This is a genomic window from Candidatus Delongbacteria bacterium (assembly GCA_020634015.1).
In the GTDB taxonomy this organism is placed as follows: Bacteria; CAIWAD01; CAIWAD01; order CAIWAD01; family CAIWAD01; genus JACKCN01.
The window spans coordinates 321,333-340,895 of sequence record JACKCN010000003.1 but is presented as its reverse complement, the minus strand read 5'-3'; the positions used below and the strand labels follow the sequence as shown (position 1 = coordinate 340,895).

The window sequence follows — 19,563 nt, the reverse complement described above, 5'->3', positions numbered from 1 at the left end:
AGGACTTGGCTGCCGCTTTTCGCCAGCAGGAAGCATTTTCCGGGAAAATCATGCCGCAGCGGAGGAGGTTTCTGCCAAAAAAAAGGCTCTGGCGGGGGGAGCCAGAGCCAAGTCCGGAACATTCACGCACGGGCTTGGAACCCGGGCATGAAGTAGGCGAAAACCCACGGAAGCCTTGAAGGAGGGTATTGGCTCCCAGTCTCCGCCAGCCCAACCAATTGAAGGAGAAAAAGCGAAAGCAATTCGATTTTCAAGAGGAGCAAAATGCAAAGCCCGGGCCAATTCGCCCCAAACAATTTTATAACTGATAATAAAGGACTTGCGTCGTGCGACTGACCGGATTTCCGGCCGTCATTCGGGTTGGCGGACAGGATTGGGGGACAACGGATGTCCTTTGGGAGCAAATTTTGTCCTTTCAGTTCTCTGCGGGCCGTTCCGCTCCTGACCGGTTTGCCTGCCCCCTTCTTTCCCGCCCCTGCTCTGCTATTTTCGACCTCGCACACACGGACGCGGAGCCGACTCCGCCCCTCATTCATACAGAAGGAATCCATACATGCTGCGACGCTCGGGAATACTCCTGCATCCAACCTCACTGCCCTCGGCCACGGGCATTGGCAATCTTGGCAAGGATTGCATCGATTTCCTGGACTTTCTCCAGGAATCGGGGCAAAGTCTCTGGCATATCCTGCCCCTGGGCCCCACGGGTTACGGCGACTCGCCCTACCAGTGTTTCTCCGCCTTCGCCGGCAATCCCCTGCTGATCGATCCTCAGGATCTGGTGGAGCTGGGACTGCTCGATGCGGATGCCGTGAAGGCCCCCGCCTGGGCACGGCGCGGGCCCGTGGAGTACGGCAAGGTGGGCCCCTGGCTTGAAGAACTGTTCCGCAAGGCCTATGCGGCCTTCAGGGCACAGGGCGACACGGACCTGGCCGCTCAGTTCGTGGCCTTCTATTCCCTGGAAGGCTGGTGGCTGCACGACTTCGCCCTCTTCATGACACTGAAGCACGCACATCAACTGCGTCCCTGGTGGGAATGGGAACCGCAGTGGCGCGTGCGCGAGCCTGAGGCGATGGCTCGCCTGAACGAGGAGCGGCAGGAAGAGATCCTGTACCACAAATTCCTCCAGTTCCTGTTTCAGCGCCAGTGGGACCATGTCCGCATGGCGGCTGAGGAACGTGGCATCAGGATCATCGGCGACCTGCCGATCTTCGTGGCCTACGACAGCGCCGATGTCTGGTGCTGGCCTCACTACTTCCGGCTGAATCAGGATGGCAGCCTTGAAGTGAAGACCGGTGTGCCGCCGGATTACTTCGCGCCCACCGGCCAGCTCTGGGGCAATCCGCACTACGACTGGCACACGATGCAGTCCGACAACTTCTGGTGGTGGCGCTCACGCGTGCACAGGCTGATGAGTCAGGTGCACACCGTTCGCATCGACCATTTCCGAGGATTCGAGTCGGCCTACGAGATTCCGGGAGATGCCGAGACCGCCGAATTCGGAGTCTGGGTCAAATCTCCCGGTGATACGCTGTTCACCGTGCTGACCGGCGCGTTTCCCGCCCTCTCGGTGGTTGCCGAGGATCTGGGCGTGATCACCCCGGAAGTGAGCGCTCTCAAGAACCGCTTCAACTTCCCGGGCATGAAGATCTTCCAGTTCGGCTTCCTGGAAGGCAACGCGGCCTTTCTGCCCCACAACTACGAGAAGGAGTGTGTGGCACTCACCGGATCCCACGACAATGACACCCTGCTGGGCTTCCTTGAGAAGCAGGAACCCACTCTCCACGAGCGTGTCTTCGACATGCTGGACGTGAAGTCTCTCGACCAGGTGCCGCGAGCCAGCCTGCGTGCGCTCTGGGCCAGCTCGGCCAACTGGGTGGTCATTCCCATGCAGGACTGGCTTGGATTGGGCACCGAAGCCCGGATGAACATCCCCGGAACCCTTGGCGGAAACTGGCGTTGGAGGCTGGGCAAACGTTATCGCAACCGCAAGGATGAAGTCTGGCTCAAGCAATTGGGGGACATCTACGAACGCAACAGCGGCTGATTGCCGCGACGGGAGAATCGGTGAACGTCACACTCTACCCCGCAGAAACCCGGGGGCACTCACGACTGGCCTGGCTGGACAGCCACTTCTGTTTTTCATTCGCCGATTGGTTCAATCGGGATCGTCTGCACTATGGCGCCCTGCGCGTGCTGAACGACGACTGGATCTCGGCCAACAGTGGCTTTGGAACGCACCCGCACGACAACATGGAGATCGTCTCCATCGGCCTGTCGGGTGAGTTGGAGCACAAGGACAGCATGGGGCATGCCCAGCGGATCACGGGTGAGGACGTGCAGGCGATGAGTGCCGGAACGGGCATTACCCATTCGGAGATCAATCCCAGCCCGGACCAGCCCTGCCATCTGCTGCAGATCTGGATCATTCCCGACCGCAAGGGACACACGCCGCGCTACGATCAGGTGCACTTTCCCGCCGAAGGCCGCAAGAACCGTCTGCAGGCTCTCGTCAGTCCTGATGGAACGAATGGCACCCTGCCCATGCACCAGCGTGCCTGGGTGGATCGGGCCGATCTGGAGGCGGGACTGAAGCTCGAGCTGCCTTCCGTGGACGAAGGCAGCGGGCTGTATCTTTACCTGCCTTCCGGTGAACTGCTCTGCGAAGGACACCAGATGCGTGCCGGTGACGCGCTCACCATCGACGGCCCCGGTACGTCCCACGTGGAAGCGCTGCAGGACTCCCAGCTGGTGGTGATCCGGGTTCCGCTGCGCTGATCACACCAGCCGCCGTGAATACGAGAATCCCCCGTCCGGCATGCCCGGCGGGGGATTCTGATTTTCATCGCCGCTCGTGCTCAGGCGCGACGGCGTTCGCTCTTGACGGGCGCGGTCTGACGGCGTTCGGCCACCTTCACGGGCTTGGCAGGGCGCAACTTGACGCGGGGGCGGTGCCCCTTGAGGATCGTATCACGCGTGACGACAACCTCTTCAACGTCCTTGCGCTCGGGCAGTTCGTACATCGCATCCAGCAGCCGCTCTTCGACGATGGCGCGCAGGGCACGGGCACCGGTCTTGCGACGGCGTGCCTCGCGCACGATCTCGAGCAGGGCCTCGCGGGAGAAGTTGAGCGCCTGGCCGTCCAGCTCGAAGAGCTTCTGGTACTGGCGCACGATGGCGTTGCGGGGTTCGGTCAGGATCTGCAGCATGGCCGACTCGCTCAGTTCCTCGAGCACGGTCACCGCAGGCAGACGGCCGATCAATTCGGGAATCAGGCCGTAGCGCATCAGATCCTCGAAGGCCACCTGCTTGAGCACGCCGTCCGAATTGAGTGAGCGGATGGTGCTGTCGGCACCGAATCCCATGTGATTGCGCCCGATGCGGTGGCTGATGATGTCGGTCAGCCCGTCGAAGGCGCCGCCGCAGATGAAGAGGATATTGCGCGTGTTGATGTTGATCAGCTTCTGCTCGGGATGCTTGCGACCACCTTCGGGCGGCACGGAGGCCACAGTGCCTTCCAGCATCTTCAGCAGGGCCTGCTGCACGCCTTCTCCGCTCACGTCACGCGTGATCGAGACGTTGCCTTCCTTGCGCGCGATCTTGTCGATCTCGTCGATGTAGACGATGCCCATCTCGGCCGAGGCCACATCGTAATTGGCGGCCTGCAGCAGGCGAACCAGAATGTTCTCGACATCTTCACCCACATAGCCGGCTTCGGTGAGCACGGTGGCGTCGGCGATGGTGAAGGGCACCTGCAGGAAGCGGGCCAGAGTCTGGGCCAGCAGGGTCTTGCCCGTACCGGTGGGGCCGATCAGCAGGATGTTGGACTTCTGCAGTTCCACATCCTTGGAGATGGTATCCCCGCTCTGGGAGCGAATGCGCTTGTAATGATTGTAGACGGACACGGCCAGGGTGCGCTTGGCACCTTCCTGGCCAATCACGTACTCATCCAGCTTCTGCTTGATTTCACGGGGGGTGACCAGACGATCGATGGGCAGGCGCCGGTTCTGGTTCATGTTGCGCCGCACGATCTGGGCCGAGGCTTCGACGCACTCGTTGCAGATGTTGACCATCGGTCCCTGAATCATGATCTGCACATCATGGCTGTTGCGGCCACAGAAGGAGCAGGTCGGATTGGGATCGCGGAATTCCTGGTCGCGGGACATGATACCCCTTAGAGCTTGCCGCCCACGGCGCGTGCGCGGGAATTGTCGTCGGCGATGACTTCGTCAACCAGGCCGTAGGCCACCGCGTCTTCGGCGGACATGAAGTTGTCACGATCCGTATCGTGCTCGAGCGCTTCCAGAGTCTGACCCGTGTGACGGGCAAGGATCTGATTCAGCTGGACCTTCATCTTCAGGATCTCACGAGCCTGGATCTCGATGTCCGAGGCCTGTCCCTGGATGCCGCCGAGAGGCTGGTGGATCATGATGCGGCTGTTGGGCAGGGCAAAACGCTTGCCCTTGGCGCCCGCGGCCAGCAGCACGGCACCCATCGAGGCGGCCATGCCGATGCAGATGGTGGACACGGCCGGACGAATGAACTGCATGGTGTCGTAGATCGCCAACCCGGCGCTCACGCTGCCACCCGGCGAATTCACGTAAAGGTGGATGTCCTTGTCGGGGTCCTCGGCCGCCAGAAACAGCAGCTGGGCCACGGTGAGGTTGGCGATGTGATCGTTGATGCCCGTGCCCAGAAACACAATGCGTTCCTTGAGCAGGCGGGAATAGATGTCAAAGGCCCGCTCGCCGCGGCCTGTGGTCTCGATGACGGTCGGAATCAAGCCCATTCGGCTTCACCTTTCAGACGGGTATCGACGCACGTGTCTCAGGCTTCGCTGGCGTCCATTTCCTTGTCGACGATGGTCGAGACGGAACGCAGGTAATCGAAGAGCGCACGTTCCACCAGAGACTCGGCCATCTTGCGCATGGCGTCGCCGCGCTTGAGCTGAAGCTGGACGGTCTCGACGGTCTGCCCCTGCTCGGTGGCGATGCGTTCGATCTCGGCCTGGATCTCGGCGTCGCCGATGCGGATGCCCTGCTTCTTGAGCACGGCCTTGGCGATCATGTTCCAGCGAATGCTGTTCTCGATCTGTGGGGCGTACGTGGAACGCACGATGTCGTCGTCGATGGGATTGCTGGTGCCCTTCTTCGCGCGGTCCAGCAGGTCTTCGAGCTGCAGATCGATCATCTTCTGCGGCACCTCGAAGGGGTTCTCCGCGATCAGCTGCTCGACGATCCGGTTGTTCACGCCCTGTTCGATGCTGCGCTCCAGCGACTTGGCCAGCTCGCCGCGGGCGTGCTCCTTGAGCGCGGCCAGGGTATCGAAACCCGGGGGGATTTCCTGGGCGAACTCGTCATTCAGCTCGGCCTTCTCGGCACGCTTCACCTCGTGCACGGTGACCGTGTAATACTCGGTCTTGCCGGCGGTTTCGGGATCGGGATCGTCTTCCGGGTTGGTGATGCTCAGGTCGCGGCTCTCGCCCGACTTGATGCCCAGCATCTTGGAGTCGAAATCGGGACCGTACTGGCCCTTGCCCAACTCCACCTGGATGTTCTTGTACAGGCGATTGTCGACGGGCAGGCCCATCGAATCATTTTCCTGGATGTCACAGCTCAGCTGGTCGCCCTCGACAGCGCCATCCTCGCAGGGAACCCAGCTGGCGTAGCGCGTGCGCAGCTCTTCCATGGAGCGATCGATGTCGGCGTCGGTCACGTCGCGGCGCAGGCGCTCGACGGTCAGGCCTTCGACCTTGCTCAGCTCGATCTCGGGCTCGACCTCGATGCGGGCAGTGAAGGACAGATCGCCGCCGGGCTCGTGGTCCACCTTCTCGATCACGCCCTGCTGGATCGGAGACAGCTCCTTCTCGGCCACGGCCTGGGGATAGGCGGTCTGGATCATCTCGTTCACGACATCGTTGAGGACCTGGCCTTCCATGGTCTTGCGCAACATGCCCATGGGCACCTTGCCACGCCGGAAGCCCTTCATCGCCACCTTCTTCTGCAGGTCGCGGTACTTGAGTTCGATCTGCTCATTGACCGTGGCGGACGGAATGCTCACCGTCATTTCCACTTCGCCGGCCTTCAGCTCCTTGATGCTGACGTCCACCTTGTCCTCACGATTTTTCTGGTGCACACACTATTGATGCGGAAGGGGGGACTTGAACCCCCACGCCCGAAGGCACAGGAACCTAAATCCTGCGCGTCTGCCAGTTCCGCCACTCCCGCGGCTCTTTGCCCGTAGGTCGAACCCTGACACTGCGGATTCGGCGAACCGGCCAAGATATCCCGGCATCGCCTCAGATGCAAATGGACACCGACGCCGCTGGCTTTCCCGCGGGCCAGGAGTCAGGCAGGCTTGACATCCGAACGGACTTGTCCACGGTGGCTGGCATGACGCCCGCACCCTCCGCTGGCAAGGTTGCGGGCACGACGCCAGCATCCTCCGCTGGCAAGGCAGCAGGCACGACGCCAGCACCCTCCGCTGGCAAGGCAGCAGGCAAGACGCCAGCATACTCCGCTGGCAAGGTTGCGGGCACAACGCCAGCATCCTCCGCTGGCAAGGTTGCGGGCATGACGCCAGCACCCTCCGCTGGCAAGGTTGCGGGCATGACGCCAGCATCCTCCGCTGGCAAGGTTGCGGGCAAGACGCCAGCACCCTCCGCTGACAAGGCAGCAGGCATGACGCCAGCACCCTCCGCTGGCAAGGTTGCGGCCACGACGCCAGCACCCGCCGCTGGCAGGGCAGCAGGCATGACGCCAGCACCCGCCGCTGGCAAGGCAGCAGGCACAACGCCAGCACCCGCCGCTGGCAAGGCAGCAGGCACAACGCCAGCAGCCGTCGTCAGATCCAGCGTTTGCGGCGGAAATAGATCAGGAAGGACAGAACGAAGAACAGGCAGGCCCCCCAGAAGGCGGGGTAGCCCCAGATCCAGCGCAGTTCCGGAATCGACGGGCTGCCATCCGGGTGCTGGAAATTCATGCCATAGACGCCCGCCAGAAATGAGAGTGGGATGAAGAGTGAGGCCATGATCGTGAGGATCTTCATGATCTCGTTGGCGCGCAGGTTCACCAGCGAAAGATGCAGTTCCACCACCTGGGTCACGATCTCGCGGTGCGACTCCACCTGCTCCGAGGCATGCAGCACATGGTCATGCACGTCCCGCAGGAAGGGGCGCACGGCGCGTCGCAGCAGGGGTGTATCCGCCAGCATGGCCGAGCCCAGGGCGTCGCGCAGGGGCAGAAATGCCCGCCGCAGAGAGTACATGCGCCTCCGCAGCTCGAAGGCCCTGGAGAGGACATGACCGCTTTCCGCCTGCTGGACCTGCAGTTCGAGCTGGTCCACTTCGTCGCCTATGCGATCCATGACCGAATAGCTGCTGTCCACCACCACGTCCAGCACGGCGGTCGCCAGCAGATCCGCATTCCCTGCGCGCAAGCGACTGTCGGAGCGCTTGAGGCGGGTTCTCAGCGGTTCCAGCAAGCCGTCGGGCCGTTCCTGGAACGTGAGCACCCAATCCTTGCCCAGCAGCAGGCTGACCTGCTCCATCGAGTGGCCGTTCCGATTGCTCAGAATCCGCTTGAGATGAAAGACGAGCATGTTGTCCAGCTGCTCGAACTTGGGGCGCTGGCGGGTATTGAGGATGTCCTCGAGGACCAGAGAGTCTATCTCGAAGCGCTTGCCCAGAGCTTCGATCCAGGGGATGTGATGCAATCCGTCCAGGTGATACCAGGCCAGTCCCGCAGGCCTGAAGGAGGCGAGCTGTTCAAGGGAGTCAAAGGTTTCGACCCGGTGTGCACCGCCCTCCACGATTTCCACGGTGAGAGTGACCGCGTGGTCCCGGGGCAGTCCGATGTAGACCAGGCTGCCCGGTGGCAGTCCCGCCTTGGACGAGAGCTTGGGTCGGCTGCTGGCACCGGTTGCCGTCGCGTCCGGAGCGGCGGGCGGCTCGGATGCGCCCTTCCTGTGGGTCTTGCGAGCACCCATCTCAGAGCCCGTTTCCCGCGCGCAGCTCACGCACGCGCTGCAGCTCACGGATCAGCAGATCCAGTTCCTCGTCGCGTACCAGAGGCGAGTAGATCCGCTCGCGGCGCACGTCATCGGGCCTGTGCTCCACCACCAGCAGTTCCTCCTCGGCACCCAGCGCCTGCTGGCAGATGCCGCCCGGGTTCCACCAGGAGCTGCCACCCCAGAAGCCGATGCCATCGTCAAAGCCCTGGCGATTGCAGAACAGGATCGGCGCGGACTGGGTCTTGGCATGAAACGCCAGCAGGCTGTACCACACGCGGGCATTTTCATTTTCCACCCTGATACCGGGGCCGAAGCCATAGGCCGAAGAGTTGGCGGACAGCGCCCTGGTTGGGCTGTTGGCGGGAGCCAGCATCAGGGTGGCGCCCTCCTGGGCCAGTACCAGCGGAAATCCCGCATGCCACCAATCGTTGCAGATCAGCATGCCGACCCGCCCGAACCGTGTGTCGAAAGCGCGTGCGGTCTCGCCACGCGCGAAGAAGCGTTTCTCTTCCAGCAGACCGTAGGTGGGCAGAAAGAGTTTGCGGTGTACATGCAGGAACCTGCCCCCGCTGAGATAGGCCTGACTGTTGTAGTACAGGAAGGCGGGACTGACCTCGACGAATCCGACGCAGAGATCGATCTCGCGGCTCATCTGAAGCAGGGGTGTCCAGAAGTCATCGTCACGCCCCAGCGCCACCTCGTGCACCATGTCGCGCAGCGCGTAACCCGTGAGAGACAGCTCGGGAAACAGTGCCAGCTCGCAGCCCCGGTCCAGAGCCTGCCGGGCCAGCTCGAGGTGCCGGTCGCGGTTGGTGGACAGATCGCCGAGGCGAGGGTTGAGCTGACAGGCAGCCAGCCGGTGGGTCTGTGTGGTGCTCATGGCATTCCTGGGGTGCGTGGACGGCATCCGCGGATGCGCGTCAGTTGCGGATGCCCGTCGTTGGCGCGGGGATCCGTCCGCCGCGGCGGATGAAGATGCTGCTGTCCTGGGTGCGCACGGGCATGATCGGAGCGGCACCCAGCAGGCCGCCGTAATCCACCATGTCGCCCACCTTGTATCCCACGGCGGGAATCAGGCGCACGGCGGTGGTCTTGTTGTTGACCATGCCCAGTGCGGCTTCATCGGCAAGGATCGCGGAAATGGTGGTCGCCGGGGTGTCACCGGGGATCGCCACCATGTCCAGCCCCACCGAACACACGCAGGTCATCGCTTCCAGCTTCTCGATGGAGAGCACACCTTCGGCCGCCGCGCGAATCATGGCCTGGTCTTCGCTCACGGGTATGAAAGCGCCGCTCATGCCACCCACGAAGGCCGACGCCATCATGCCGCCCTTCTTGACCGCGTCGTTGAGCAAGGCCAGGGCGGCGGTGGTACCGTGTGCGCCAACGCGCTCGAGGCCCATGCTTTCCAGAATGTCGCCCACGCTGTCGCCCGGTGCCGGTGTCGGGGCCAGACTGATGTCCACCACTCCAAAAGGCAGACCCTGGAGATCGGCGACCGCGCGTCCGATCAACTCTCCGGTACGGGTGATCTTGAAGGCCATGCGCTTGATGGCCGTGGAGATTTCGCCGAAATCGGCCGCATCGCCCATTTCCTGCACGGCCTTGAGCACCACGCCGGGACCACTGATTCCCACATTGACCACCACATCCGGTTCGCACACGCCGTGGAAGGCACCCGCGATGAAAGGGTTGTCCTCCACCGCGTTGCAGAACACAACCAGCTTGGCACAGCCAATGCTCATCCGGTCGGCCGTCTCACGCGCGGTTTCCTTGATCACCTCGCCCATCAGGCGCACCGCATCCATGTTGATGCCGGCGCGGCTGTTGCCGATGTCCACACTCGAGCAGACGTGCTTGGTCTGGGCCAGCGCCCGCGGGATGGCCAGAATCAGGTTCTGGTCACCGGGCGTCATGCCCTTGGCCACCAGAGCGCTGAAACCACCGATGTAATCCACGCCGCACTCGGCGGCGGCCCGGTCCATGGCAATGGCCAGTTCCACGAACTCGTCGGCAGTCATCACTTCGCCGGGAATGGCCAGCGGAGTCACCGCGATGCGCTTGTTGGCGATGCGGATGCCGTAGCGGGATTCGATTTCCTGGGCGGCGGCCACATGGCGGCAGGCGGAGGTGGTGATCTTGTCATACACCTTGCGCTTCATGACCGCGCAGGAATCGGAGGCGCAGTCCCGCAGGCTCACGCCCATGGTGACGGTGCGGATGTCGAAGTGCTCGATCTCCGTCATCTGCAGGGTCTGCAGGATTTCCTCATGGGTCCAGGACATGCAATACCTCTCTGGGAAGCGACGTGATGATTGCGGAGCCTAGACCCGGTGCATCGCCGCGAACACATCCTCGTGCTGGGCGTGAATCTGCATCGCGTGGGTCTCGCCCACAGCCTTGAGCGCCTTCTGCAACTCGACGAAAGCCGAACTGAGACCCTGGGCTTCCACCACGATGATCATGGTGAACCAGTCCAGCATCAGTTTCTGGCTCACATCCACGATGTTGGCGTTGAAGGACGCCAGGCACTGGGTCACGGCGGCCAGCACCCCTGGACGATTCTTGCCGTACACGGTGACGATGATCTGGCTGCCCTTGTGGCTGAGATGGCTGGCCGTGAACTGGGGCAGCGATGACAGCGTGCTGCGGTCCATCTCCATGCGCTCGACGGCGGCTTTCACCTTCTCGCGTACATTGTCCGGCGTGGCCCGGGGACCCAGTTCGTCAATGATCCGTCGGGTCAGGGTCCGCAGGGTTTCTTCGCTCACGGCCATCACTTGCCTCCTTTGGCATCCGCCGCCGCATTGCCCGGCTCACCGGGTATCACGCTGAGAAATTCCGGGCTGGCTTCCAGCTCGTCCACAATGCCCACCACGGCCGCTTCCACCGAGATGTCGGGATTGTTGCCAATGGCCATGCGGGCCGCGTGGCCGTAGGCGCAGATGACCAGTTCACCCACGCCGGCACCCACCACATCGGCGACCACCACCAGATCCTCGTTGGTCTTCACTTTCAGGTTGACCGGATGGATCAGCAGCAGACGCAGGTTGCGCAGGTTGTCCACCTTCTTGGTGGACCAGACGGTACCCACCACTTTGCCCAGAAACATGGCTCACTCCTTTGGGGTCCGGGATGACGCCGGGATCCGGCGCGACGGGCCAATATAGTGTAGCCGGACCCGCCCGGCAGCTTTGCCCGAAAATTGCTGCCCGGGGGTCGGCTGCACCGGGAAAGCTCCTGGTACCCCGAAAAAGAACCTGGGCCGGTTCAGCGGAACCGGCCCAGGAAAACACTCGAAAGTCGAGACAGGGGCTAGAAGGCGAAACGCAGGGTGTACCACTGCGTGGCGTCAAAGACCTTGTTCTCGGTGTAGCTCCAGTCGACGAACAGGTCCGTGGCGCCCAGATCGAAACGGAAGCCGAGGCCTCCCGACCAGGTGTACAGATAGTCCTGACTGAAGGTGGCGTCGTCGGAAATGTTGGACGCGTAGGTGTAGCCGAACCGTCCGAAGGCCAGGTTGCGGAAACCATACTCGGCGCCGAAGATGTACTCGTCGCTGGAATGGTTGTTGCCCACGAAGGCCGCATAGGTCGACAGGCGATTGATCGGGTCTTCCATCACGTCATAAGCCAGACCCAGCTGGAACGAGGACGGCAGTTCGAAGTCCTGGTACTCCAGAGTCCAGGTCTTGCGCACGCTGCCCGGCTCGGCGTCGTCGGGAATGAACTTGGTCTCGTTGCCGTATCCGGAGAACTTCATGTTGGCACCGAAGTTCTTCAGCACGATGCCGAAGCTCAGTCCGTCCATGGGCGTCTCGACCTGCACACCGAAGTCGAAGGCCACGCCGCTGGCGCTCATGTCCTTGACCTTCTGGTTGACCAGGTTGGCATTCATGCCCAGTGCCACACGGTCGGAAATGCGACGGCTCCAGGCCAGCGTGATGATGCTGGACTTCGGCTGCAGCACTTCGCCCGTGCCGTCCGGCTGGGACTCGGTGGTCACATTCAGGTCACCATAGTTGAAGACCCGCGCACTCACGCCCAGGGCTCCCAGGTTGCCGAAATTGTGCGCCGCCGCGAACTGGACCATGTCCATGTCGGCCCAGTAGTTGAAGTTGCCGAAGGTGGCTTCGTTGCTCTCCAGGTCCACCAGTCCGCCGGGGTTCCAGCAGATGGCGTCCACGCCGTGCACGTCGCCCAGGAACGAACCCATCAGGGCCGTGCCACGGGCGCCCACCGGAATGCGCAGCTCCTGCGCACCGGCACTGCCCACGCTGGTTTCACCACCAGCCAGTGCGCTTCCCGCCAGGCCAAGGGCCAGGGCCAGTCCCGCACTGATATATGTCTTGCTGTTCATAAGTCCTCCCATCAGTTCCGGGGTGCCCATCAATAATCCTTCAGGCGTTCTTCCTCGAGGAAGACCGCCACCTTGCCGAAGGACTCACCGTAGCCGGGCGCTTCCACGAAGTACACGTAGACGCCGCTGGCCACGTAGATGTTGTTGGAATTCTTCAGGTTCCACTGCAGTTCGTAGGTCGAGCTGCCCGGAGAGGTCTGAAGGGTCTGGATGTGATCACCGGCGACGTTGAAGATCTTGACGGTGGCATTGGCCGGCAGGTTGGTGAACTTGACCACCTTCACGTCCGCCTTGGTCTCGTAGGAGCTGCGTCCGTAATAGGGGTTGGGCACCGCACGCACCGTATCCAGCGTCTTCGAGGACATGTGCGCTGTGGTGGCCGTGGTGGACCAGGTGAAGACGTCGGCGGTCGTGTTCACGTAATTGGGGACCATGCTGAAGGTTGCCGGACGTGCCGCCAGCAGCGACTCGAAACAGCCACCGGTGGCATCGTTCGGATCCGCACAATCACCGGTCTGGCTGCTGCGCAGCAGAATCCAGGCCGCCCACTGCACGTCAGCACCGGGGCCCCAGTTGTCGTCGTCGTAATCCACGCCGCCGTTGTAGTCGCTGTCCATGATGAACAGATACTCACGACCGCCCAGGGACGAACCGTTGGGGTTCCAGGTACCATCCGCCGTGTTGGAGGGATCGTTGGGATCGTCATTCTCCACGAAGCAGATGTTCAGTCGACGCGGGTTGGCCGGATCGGACATGTCGAATGCCTTGCCGGGGAAGGTGCCGATTCCATTGGCCGCATAGCCCATGTCACGCCGGTAGACCTGACAATTGGACCACTCATTCTGATCCGCCGTGAGAACCACATCAACGGCCGTGTAATCGGAGGGTGCCAGCGTACTGCCAAAGAAATTGACACCGAGACCCAGCCCGCCGAAGAACAGTTCCAGTCCACCGGCAACACCGGTCAGCCAGCGTCCGGAGTTGTCGGGATCGTTGGCGGTCCAGCCGTAGGAGTTGCCCTGAAGAGGCGGTCCAAGCGGTTTGACCAGAGTACCGTCGACAAGAGGAGCACCCGTCACATGGTGCGCGAAATCGGGATAGTCGGTGTCCGCCTGGGCCACACCGTGGGCCTTCTGGACGTTGTGGGTGGTATCCATCACGCGCCACCAGGTCTGCACCACGGTGGCGGTGTCCGGCAGTTCGCCCTCGACCCAGCTGGTGTCATAATAACTGACCGCGTAGTTGGCGGTCATCAGCTGGGCTTCGTCGATCAGGTCCAGCTCGACCGTGCCATCGCTGGAACCGGCCGAGTGAATCACGGAATCAACGAAAGCGGTGTTCCAGTCGGTCCCGTTGGGACCGGCGTTCGGCGTGACCGCAACCACCACCTTGGCGGATTCCAGGTTGTTGGGCACCGCGTTGGGGTCGTAGCTGTAGGCGCTCACGGCGAAGTAGTAGGTGTGATTGTTCACCAGGCCCGTGTTGCCGTTCCAGGTGAAGGCGTCGCTGGTGATCTCGATGTAGCGCCGCACTCCGAAGTCGGAACCGAACTGCTGCGGCTGACGGTAGATTTCACCGGTCTCGGGATCGAAGGCCGTGTCGAAGATCGTCGCCACACCGTCCACCTCGTCGTAGGTCCCGATGCGGATCCAGGGACCGGAAGACGTCGCGCCCTGCCAGATGTTGTAACCCTGGAAGGCGTAATCGCCGGGAGAATCCTGGGACGCGCCGTTCCAGACCAGGCTCACCTTGTTGGGCATCTCGCTCACGGTGCTGAACTCGGGAATGGCGGGCGGCTGGGCCACCACGAAGTTGTTGTCGAACGCGGTCTGGGCAAAGGTGTCCACGTAACGCATGAAGGTCACCGAGCTCAGCCGGTTGGTGCCCTGCGCGGCCACGATGGCGGCCACCACCACATTGGTGTCACCGGGGGCCATGTAGAAGGGCCCGGCGCTCAGCATGTAGCGACGGTCGGCGGGGTCGGTGTCCAGTTCACCAGTACCGGTGACGGGATCGCCGGCCACCTGGAAGGTGGTGCCGTTGGGCAGCGGAGTACCGTCCAGCTGCAGACCGGACATGTAGTTGTAGGTGTCAATCTTGGAATGGGGGTCCGTGCCGTTGATGTACTTGTTGAAGGAGGTCATCGGCAGGGTGGCCGGCACCGTTCCGCTGGCCGGGGGCCATTCCAGCCCGTAGGTGTTCGTCGGTCCCTGGAAGAAGTCGAAGCCGACCGCCGGGGGCGCCGAACCGTAGGCATTGTCATTGTTGGTGGCGTTGTAGCAATAGCCCAGACCGATGTCCGGATCACAGCCCACGAAGTCGTCACCGGCGCCGCCCAGATCGGGGTCGGCCCAGAGGGACACATAGGCGTTGTGCAGGGTATCGCTGGCCGCGGGATCGTAGACCATGTCGAAGCGCATGAAGATCACGTTGCCCAACGCATCGCTGCGATTGAAGGCGAAAGTGGTCTGACGGATCTGGATGCCGATGGGATCGGTGGCTCCGGCGTCGTTGGTGTGCGACGCGGCCACACCGTCGTTGTAGTACGCGAAGGTCATCTGATCGGCGCCCAGCTCGTTGATCCAGGGGGTGCCATCGCTGCCCACGGGACCACCGCCGGCGATCCACTCGTTGTAATCTGTGGCGGTCAGCGGCACGAAGGCATTGGGATCATCGCCGTTCTTGTCCTGGACCATGAAACCGTTGGCGACCTTGCCAAGGTGGTCCTTGTAGATCTTGTAGACGCGGTTGACCGGGGAGGTGGGATCGCCTCCCAGCGGACCCTGGCTGAACTCGCTGGAGTACTCGGCCACGGTGACCAGGGTGTCGCCCCCGCGGATGCCACCCATCCAGAGACCGGCATCGTAGATGATGGTCTTGTCGGACAGGGGGTAGGTATTGGGGAAGTACAACCCGTCGGCCTTGCCGCGGATGTTGGAAATGTCGTAGGCAAAGTTGCCTTCGTTGGTGACGAACAGGTCCAGCTGGTTGGCGTCGATCGTGGTCAGGGTGGACCGGATGTCCGTCTCCTGTCCCGATCGTTTGCTCACCGGCCGTTCCGCCGTTCCCACCGCGACCACCGTCAGCATGGCAAGTGTGACGGCGACAAGCTTTCGACTCATGTATCTGCTCCTTGCTTGCTCTGACTAGTAGGTGACCGTGAGGCCAAAGAACACACGACGCGGGGAACTCCAGTTGTTGGGGTCGTCCTCGCGGAAGCGGTAGGCGTCAGGACCGGTCATACCGTCATACTCGGAAATGGCGCCAGCGTTGTTCTGCTGCCAGGCCAGACCCTCGTTGGTACCCAGCCAGTAGGTGGTGCCCGCATCGCCGGAGCCTTCCCAGACCGCGACCTGGTTCTCGGTGTCCAGCAGGTTCTCGACCCGGGCCGAGAGCTCGAGGCCCACGCGACCGAAGGCGAACTTGCGGGTGAGCTGCAGGTCCAGCTGGTAGTTCCAGTCCATGTACGAGGCATTGATGCTGCGCTCGTTCTCGGGGAAGGTCGAGCCCAGGGTCACCTCGTTGTACACGTTGCGCTTGGTGTAGGGGCGACCGGAGTTGGCGTTCAGCTGCACGCCGAAGACCGTGTTCTCGAGCACCGGATAGTCGGCCAGACGGGGGCCGTCACCCTTGGCGAAGGCGTAGGACAGCAGACCGGCCAGATTGTGGCGACGGTCGAAGACCAGCGGGTTGGTGTACTTGGGCACTTCACCGGCGGTGTGCGACACGCGATCGTTGCTGTCGTTGCTGGAACCGGTACCGTTGGCCCAGGACAGGGTGTAGTTCACGACACCGCTGAAGCGCTTGTAGGGCTGCAGGCGATACTCGAACTCGAAGCCCTTGGTCACGGCACGGTCCATGTTGAAATAGGTGCTGTAGCTCGAAGGCACTGCCGACAGGTTCTGGCTGTTGACGTAGTCCTTGATGTCCTTGTAGTAGGCGCTGAAGGCCACCGAGGCATAGTCTCCCAGCGCGTGGTCAATGCCGAACTCGAAGGAGGTCAGCTTGATCGGCTCGAGGTTGGGATTGCCCAGCACGGTGTGGTACGGCGAGTTGTTGATGTAGTAGTCGTAATACTCGTAGCCGATGTAATACGAGTAGAACGAGGGGAACTGCGCGTACTTGCCATAGTTGAAGTGGAAGGTCGTGTTCTCCGAAGCCGGGAAGCTCACGCCCAGGCGCGGGCTCCAGATCTTGAAGCTCTGGGTATCCTCGGTGTCGTTGGCCAGGCTGAACACACCATCGTTGCCGAGGGGCGAGGTCAGGTCCTTGATCTTGCGCGTGTTGGGATTCAGCACGTCCAGGCGCAGGCCCAGATCCAGACGGATACCATAGGACAGGCTGACCTTGTCCTGCACATACAGACCGAAGACGGTCGGCTCGCGCGGGCCAGTGGAGTCGCCGCCGGAGTCGGTCTCTTCGCCCAGGCGGTCGTAGCCGAAGTAGTTGGCATCCACGAAGGCGTTGGCGTTGTAGTTGCCGGCACCATCGGACTGCACGTTGTTGGGGAAGAAGTGCTCGTAGTAGCGCACCGTGTACATCTGCCCGTCCACACCGAAGCGCAGATCATGGCGGCTCTGCAGCTCGGCCAGTTCGTCGGCGTCGGAGGTCAGCAGCGAAGCCAGCGACGGTTCGAAGAGCATCTGCAGGTCCAGACGCCAGCTCAGGCTCTCGGTGCGGCGCTTCATGAAGTTGCGGAACATCCGGTCCGGATCCCAGAACAGGGCGGCCGTGGGATAGGTCGGCAGATTGTCCGTTCCGTAGGCCAGCAGGTTGTCCTTGAACATGTTGTCACCACGGAAGCGGCTCACGTCGGTGTAACCGGCGGTGAAGGTTCCGTTGATGTCCTTGTTCACGGCATAGTTGAAGCGCCCGTAGATCGCGGTGTTGCGGTCTTCGTAGTAAGGCATGTGATCGCTGTTGAAGTAGTACGAATGACGGTACTCGTTCCAGTCCTCGTTGGACATCAGGAAACCCAGGTCCATGCGCATGCTCTCGGAGAAGTTCGAGGTGAGCTTGGCCGCGGCGCTGAGATACTCGGAGCCGGCGTTGTTCTTGGGGCCATTGTCAACGAAGGAAGGTGACAGGTCATCGGTGGCGAAGGACTCGGCAGCCACCATGAAGCGATGGTTCGTGTTGCCGGGAATGATGGGACCGGAAATGCCCAGACCGTAGACCAGGTCGCCGTAGTTGTGCTTGGTGTCGCCCAGTTCGCTTTCCATCTCGGCGGTCACCTTGTAGTCCGAACCGCCCGAGCGGGTGGTCCAGTTGACCACGCCCGACATGTAGCGGCCGTACTCCGCGGAGAAGTTGCCCTTGTGAAAGGTGAACTCGTCCCAGGCCAGATTGGGCACGCGGAAGGTCACCAGACCGGAATAGGGATCGTTCAGGGACACGCCGTCCACGTTGAACATGATCTCGTCCGGGCGGGAGCCACGCACCGACAGCTGGGGCCCGTTGGTGTTCTCGTTGTAGTAACGACCGGTGTTGCTGGTGTTGTAATCGTAGGTCTGCACACCGGACTGCACGGAAATGATGTCATTGTATCCGCGCACGGGAACATCGGCAAGCTGTCCGGCGTCCATGATCTGCACGCTGGAAGTCTTGTCAAGCTGCACCAGCGGGCGCTCGGCCACGATGGTGATCACGTCGCCCTCGATGGCCGATTCCTTGAGCGTGACATTCTGCACCGTCTCGAAGTCGGCATGGATGCGCAGGTCGGTCACTTCACCGGTGGAATAGCCCACTGTACTGACGCTGAGGGTGTAGACGCCGGCCGGAATGTTGGAGATGAAATACTCTCCATCGATGTCCGACGCCGCCCCCATGGTTGTCCCCTTGATGATCACGTTGGCACCGGCGAGGGGAGCTCCGGTGTCCGTACTGCTGATCGTTCCCTTCAGACTGCCCGTCGTCGCGGCGAGCAGTGCGGCTGGAAGCGCCAGCAGGAGCAAGAACTGGAGAAAGCCACGTTTCATTTTCTCCTCCCTAGAATGGATTCCCGCCGGTATCCATGTATGGAGTACCGACGCCCGGCAAGCCAAGAGTCACCGGGGCATGTATGTTCATTTTCGAATTCAAGCGGGATGCGTTCTGTGTCGGAACCGAGATTGTCCACTGGGTGAGGACCATGTTCGGATTGCGCTAAATCCGACAGTCAGGAAGCTATAGCATGCTTTGCGGCTTGTCAAGGCTCAATCGGGAAGCTGTCTCGCGCCCGTACGACAAAATTGTCCAGTCGAACCTGACAGAAAACATGGGGTTGGCAAGGGCCAGCAAGTATCACGAACAGCATTCCGGAGCGAGTGCATTCCCTGAATGGAGCACGGCACTGACAGCTTTGAAGAGGAGATTACTGCAGCTTTGTTCAAAGCTGAATGCGCTGCAGCTCACGCCTCAGGCTGACACATGCGGCCAGCCCTTCGACCGTGCGACTTCCGAACCAGGTCAGCAGCTTGCCGTCCAAACGGCGCAAACGCGGCTTGTGCCGTCCGGCCAGATGGAAGGCCTGCTGCAGTTGGCGCCCCTCGTGCATCGTGAACGCCCAGGGTTCGCTGCTGAGCAGCAACCAGTCCGGAGATGGTGTGCCAGGATCGGCAGGATTGACCACAGGGTAGGCCGTGGCAGCGGAAGGCAGGGCCAGACGAAATCCAGCCCGGCGGAGGAGGTCGCCCCCGTAGCGGTCGGGTCCCAGCGCCATCAGTGGATCCAACCAGATGAGAGGAAGTACCGCGGGTCCGGCGGAGGTTTCGCTGGGTGTCCGAAGCCCATCCAGGGCGCGCTGCAGGCAATCCGCGGCTTTGACACCGGAGGCCAGACCCAGACGATCCCCGAGTGCGCGCAGCAGATCCGGCACATCGGCCACGCACCGGGTGGTCGAGAGCAGAATCTCGATCCCGGCTTCACGAAGGCTCCGGTGATCTTGCAGTCGATTCTCCTCGGCGTCCATCAGCACCAGATCCGGCTTCAGCTTCAGGATCCGCCCGATCATCGGCGTCTTGGTGCCGCCCACCCGTCGCACACGGCGTACGCAGGGCGGAGAATCGCACCAGGCGGTCCGCCCCACGAGGCGCTCAGGGGGCAGTCCCAGGTCGAGCACCGTTTCGGTGAGCGAGGGCACCAGAGAAATCACACGCTCGGGATGACGGCTCATGACTGCGGGTCCTCCCATCGTGCCGCCCGGGGGCACACCCGGGT

General features: G+C 62.2%; 14 protein-coding genes and 1 tRNA gene. 2 read left to right on the top strand and 13 right to left on the bottom strand.

Annotated elements, in window-relative coordinates:
* Positions 1-553 precede the first annotated feature (553 nt).
* Positions 554-2,044 carry a 4-alpha-glucanotransferase gene (malQ, locus tag H6678_08125; GenBank protein MCB9473761.1) on the top strand — a complete coding sequence of 497 codons (1,491 nt, stop codon included), beginning with the start codon at positions 554-556 and terminating at the stop codon, positions 2,042-2,044.
* Positions 2,045-2,064: 20 nt separating this feature from the next.
* Complete coding sequence (locus tag H6678_08120; protein ID MCB9473760.1) at positions 2,065-2,775, top strand: pirin family protein; 711 nt, start codon at positions 2,065-2,067, stop codon at positions 2,773-2,775.
* An 80-nt stretch (positions 2,776-2,855) separates the two neighbouring features.
* On the opposite strand, the gene clpX is transcribed toward H6678_08120, so the two are convergent.
* The 13 genes from clpX to H6678_08055 form a co-directional block, all read right to left on the bottom strand.
* Positions 2,856-4,163, bottom strand: a complete 1,308-nt coding sequence (gene clpX / locus H6678_08115; GenBank protein ID MCB9473759.1) for an ATP-dependent Clp protease ATP-binding subunit ClpX — start codon at positions 4,161-4,163, stop codon at positions 2,856-2,858.
* A gap of 8 nt (positions 4,164-4,171) precedes the next feature.
* Positions 4,172-4,786: an ATP-dependent Clp endopeptidase proteolytic subunit ClpP gene (clpP, locus tag H6678_08110; protein MCB9473758.1), complete on the bottom strand. Its 615-nt coding sequence runs from the start codon at positions 4,784-4,786 to the stop codon at positions 4,172-4,174.
* Positions 4,787-4,824: 38 nt separating this feature from the next.
* Positions 4,825-6,105: a trigger factor gene (tig, locus tag H6678_08105; protein ID MCB9473757.1), complete on the bottom strand. Its 1,281-nt coding sequence runs from the start codon at positions 6,103-6,105 to the stop codon at positions 4,825-4,827.
* Between the two features lie 37 nt (positions 6,106-6,142).
* Positions 6,143-6,224: transfer RNA gene (locus H6678_08100), tRNA-Leu, on the bottom strand.
* A gap of 616 nt (positions 6,225-6,840) precedes the next feature.
* Positions 6,841-7,983, bottom strand: coding sequence for a magnesium/cobalt transporter CorA (gene corA / locus H6678_08095; protein ID MCB9473756.1), 1,143 nt, complete (start codon positions 7,981-7,983; stop codon positions 6,841-6,843).
* 1 nt (position 7,984) lies between these two features.
* Positions 7,985-8,887 (bottom strand): carbon-nitrogen hydrolase, encoded by a 903-nt coding sequence (locus tag H6678_08090; GenBank protein MCB9473755.1) that lies wholly within the window; start codon positions 8,885-8,887, stop codon positions 7,985-7,987.
* A gap of 40 nt (positions 8,888-8,927) precedes the next feature.
* The gene (locus H6678_08085; GenBank protein MCB9473754.1) at positions 8,928-10,292 is read right to left on the bottom strand and encodes a PFL family protein; all 1,365 of its coding nucleotides are present in this window, start codon (positions 10,290-10,292) and stop codon (positions 8,928-8,930) included.
* A gap of 39 nt (positions 10,293-10,331) precedes the next feature.
* Entirely contained in the window at positions 10,332-10,784 is a 453-nt protein-coding gene (locus tag H6678_08080; protein ID MCB9473753.1) for an ACT domain-containing protein, read from the bottom strand.
* Positions 10,784-11,119: an ethanolamine utilization protein EutN gene (locus H6678_08075; protein ID MCB9473752.1), complete on the bottom strand. Its 336-nt coding sequence runs from the start codon at positions 11,117-11,119 to the stop codon at positions 10,784-10,786. Before H6678_08075 ends, H6678_08080 begins: the two co-directional genes overlap by 1 nt.
* Positions 11,120-11,322: 203 nt before the next feature.
* The gene (locus tag H6678_08070; GenBank protein MCB9473751.1) at positions 11,323-12,366 is read right to left on the bottom strand and encodes a PorV/PorQ family protein; all 1,044 of its coding nucleotides are present in this window, start codon (positions 12,364-12,366) and stop codon (positions 11,323-11,325) included.
* 29 nt (positions 12,367-12,395) lie between these two features.
* Positions 12,396-15,488 carry a hypothetical protein gene (locus H6678_08065; GenBank protein ID MCB9473750.1) on the bottom strand — a complete coding sequence of 1,031 codons (3,093 nt, stop codon included), beginning with the start codon at positions 15,486-15,488 and terminating at the stop codon, positions 12,396-12,398.
* Positions 15,489-15,512: 24 nt separating this feature from the next.
* The gene (locus H6678_08060; GenBank protein MCB9473749.1) at positions 15,513-18,344 is read right to left on the bottom strand and encodes a TonB-dependent receptor; all 2,832 of its coding nucleotides are present in this window, start codon (positions 18,342-18,344) and stop codon (positions 15,513-15,515) included.
* Between the two features lie 389 nt (positions 18,345-18,733).
* The gene (locus H6678_08055; GenBank protein ID MCB9473748.1) at positions 18,734-19,519 is read right to left on the bottom strand and encodes an ABC transporter substrate-binding protein; all 786 of its coding nucleotides are present in this window, start codon (positions 19,517-19,519) and stop codon (positions 18,734-18,736) included.
* Positions 19,520-19,563: the final 44 nt, after the last annotated feature.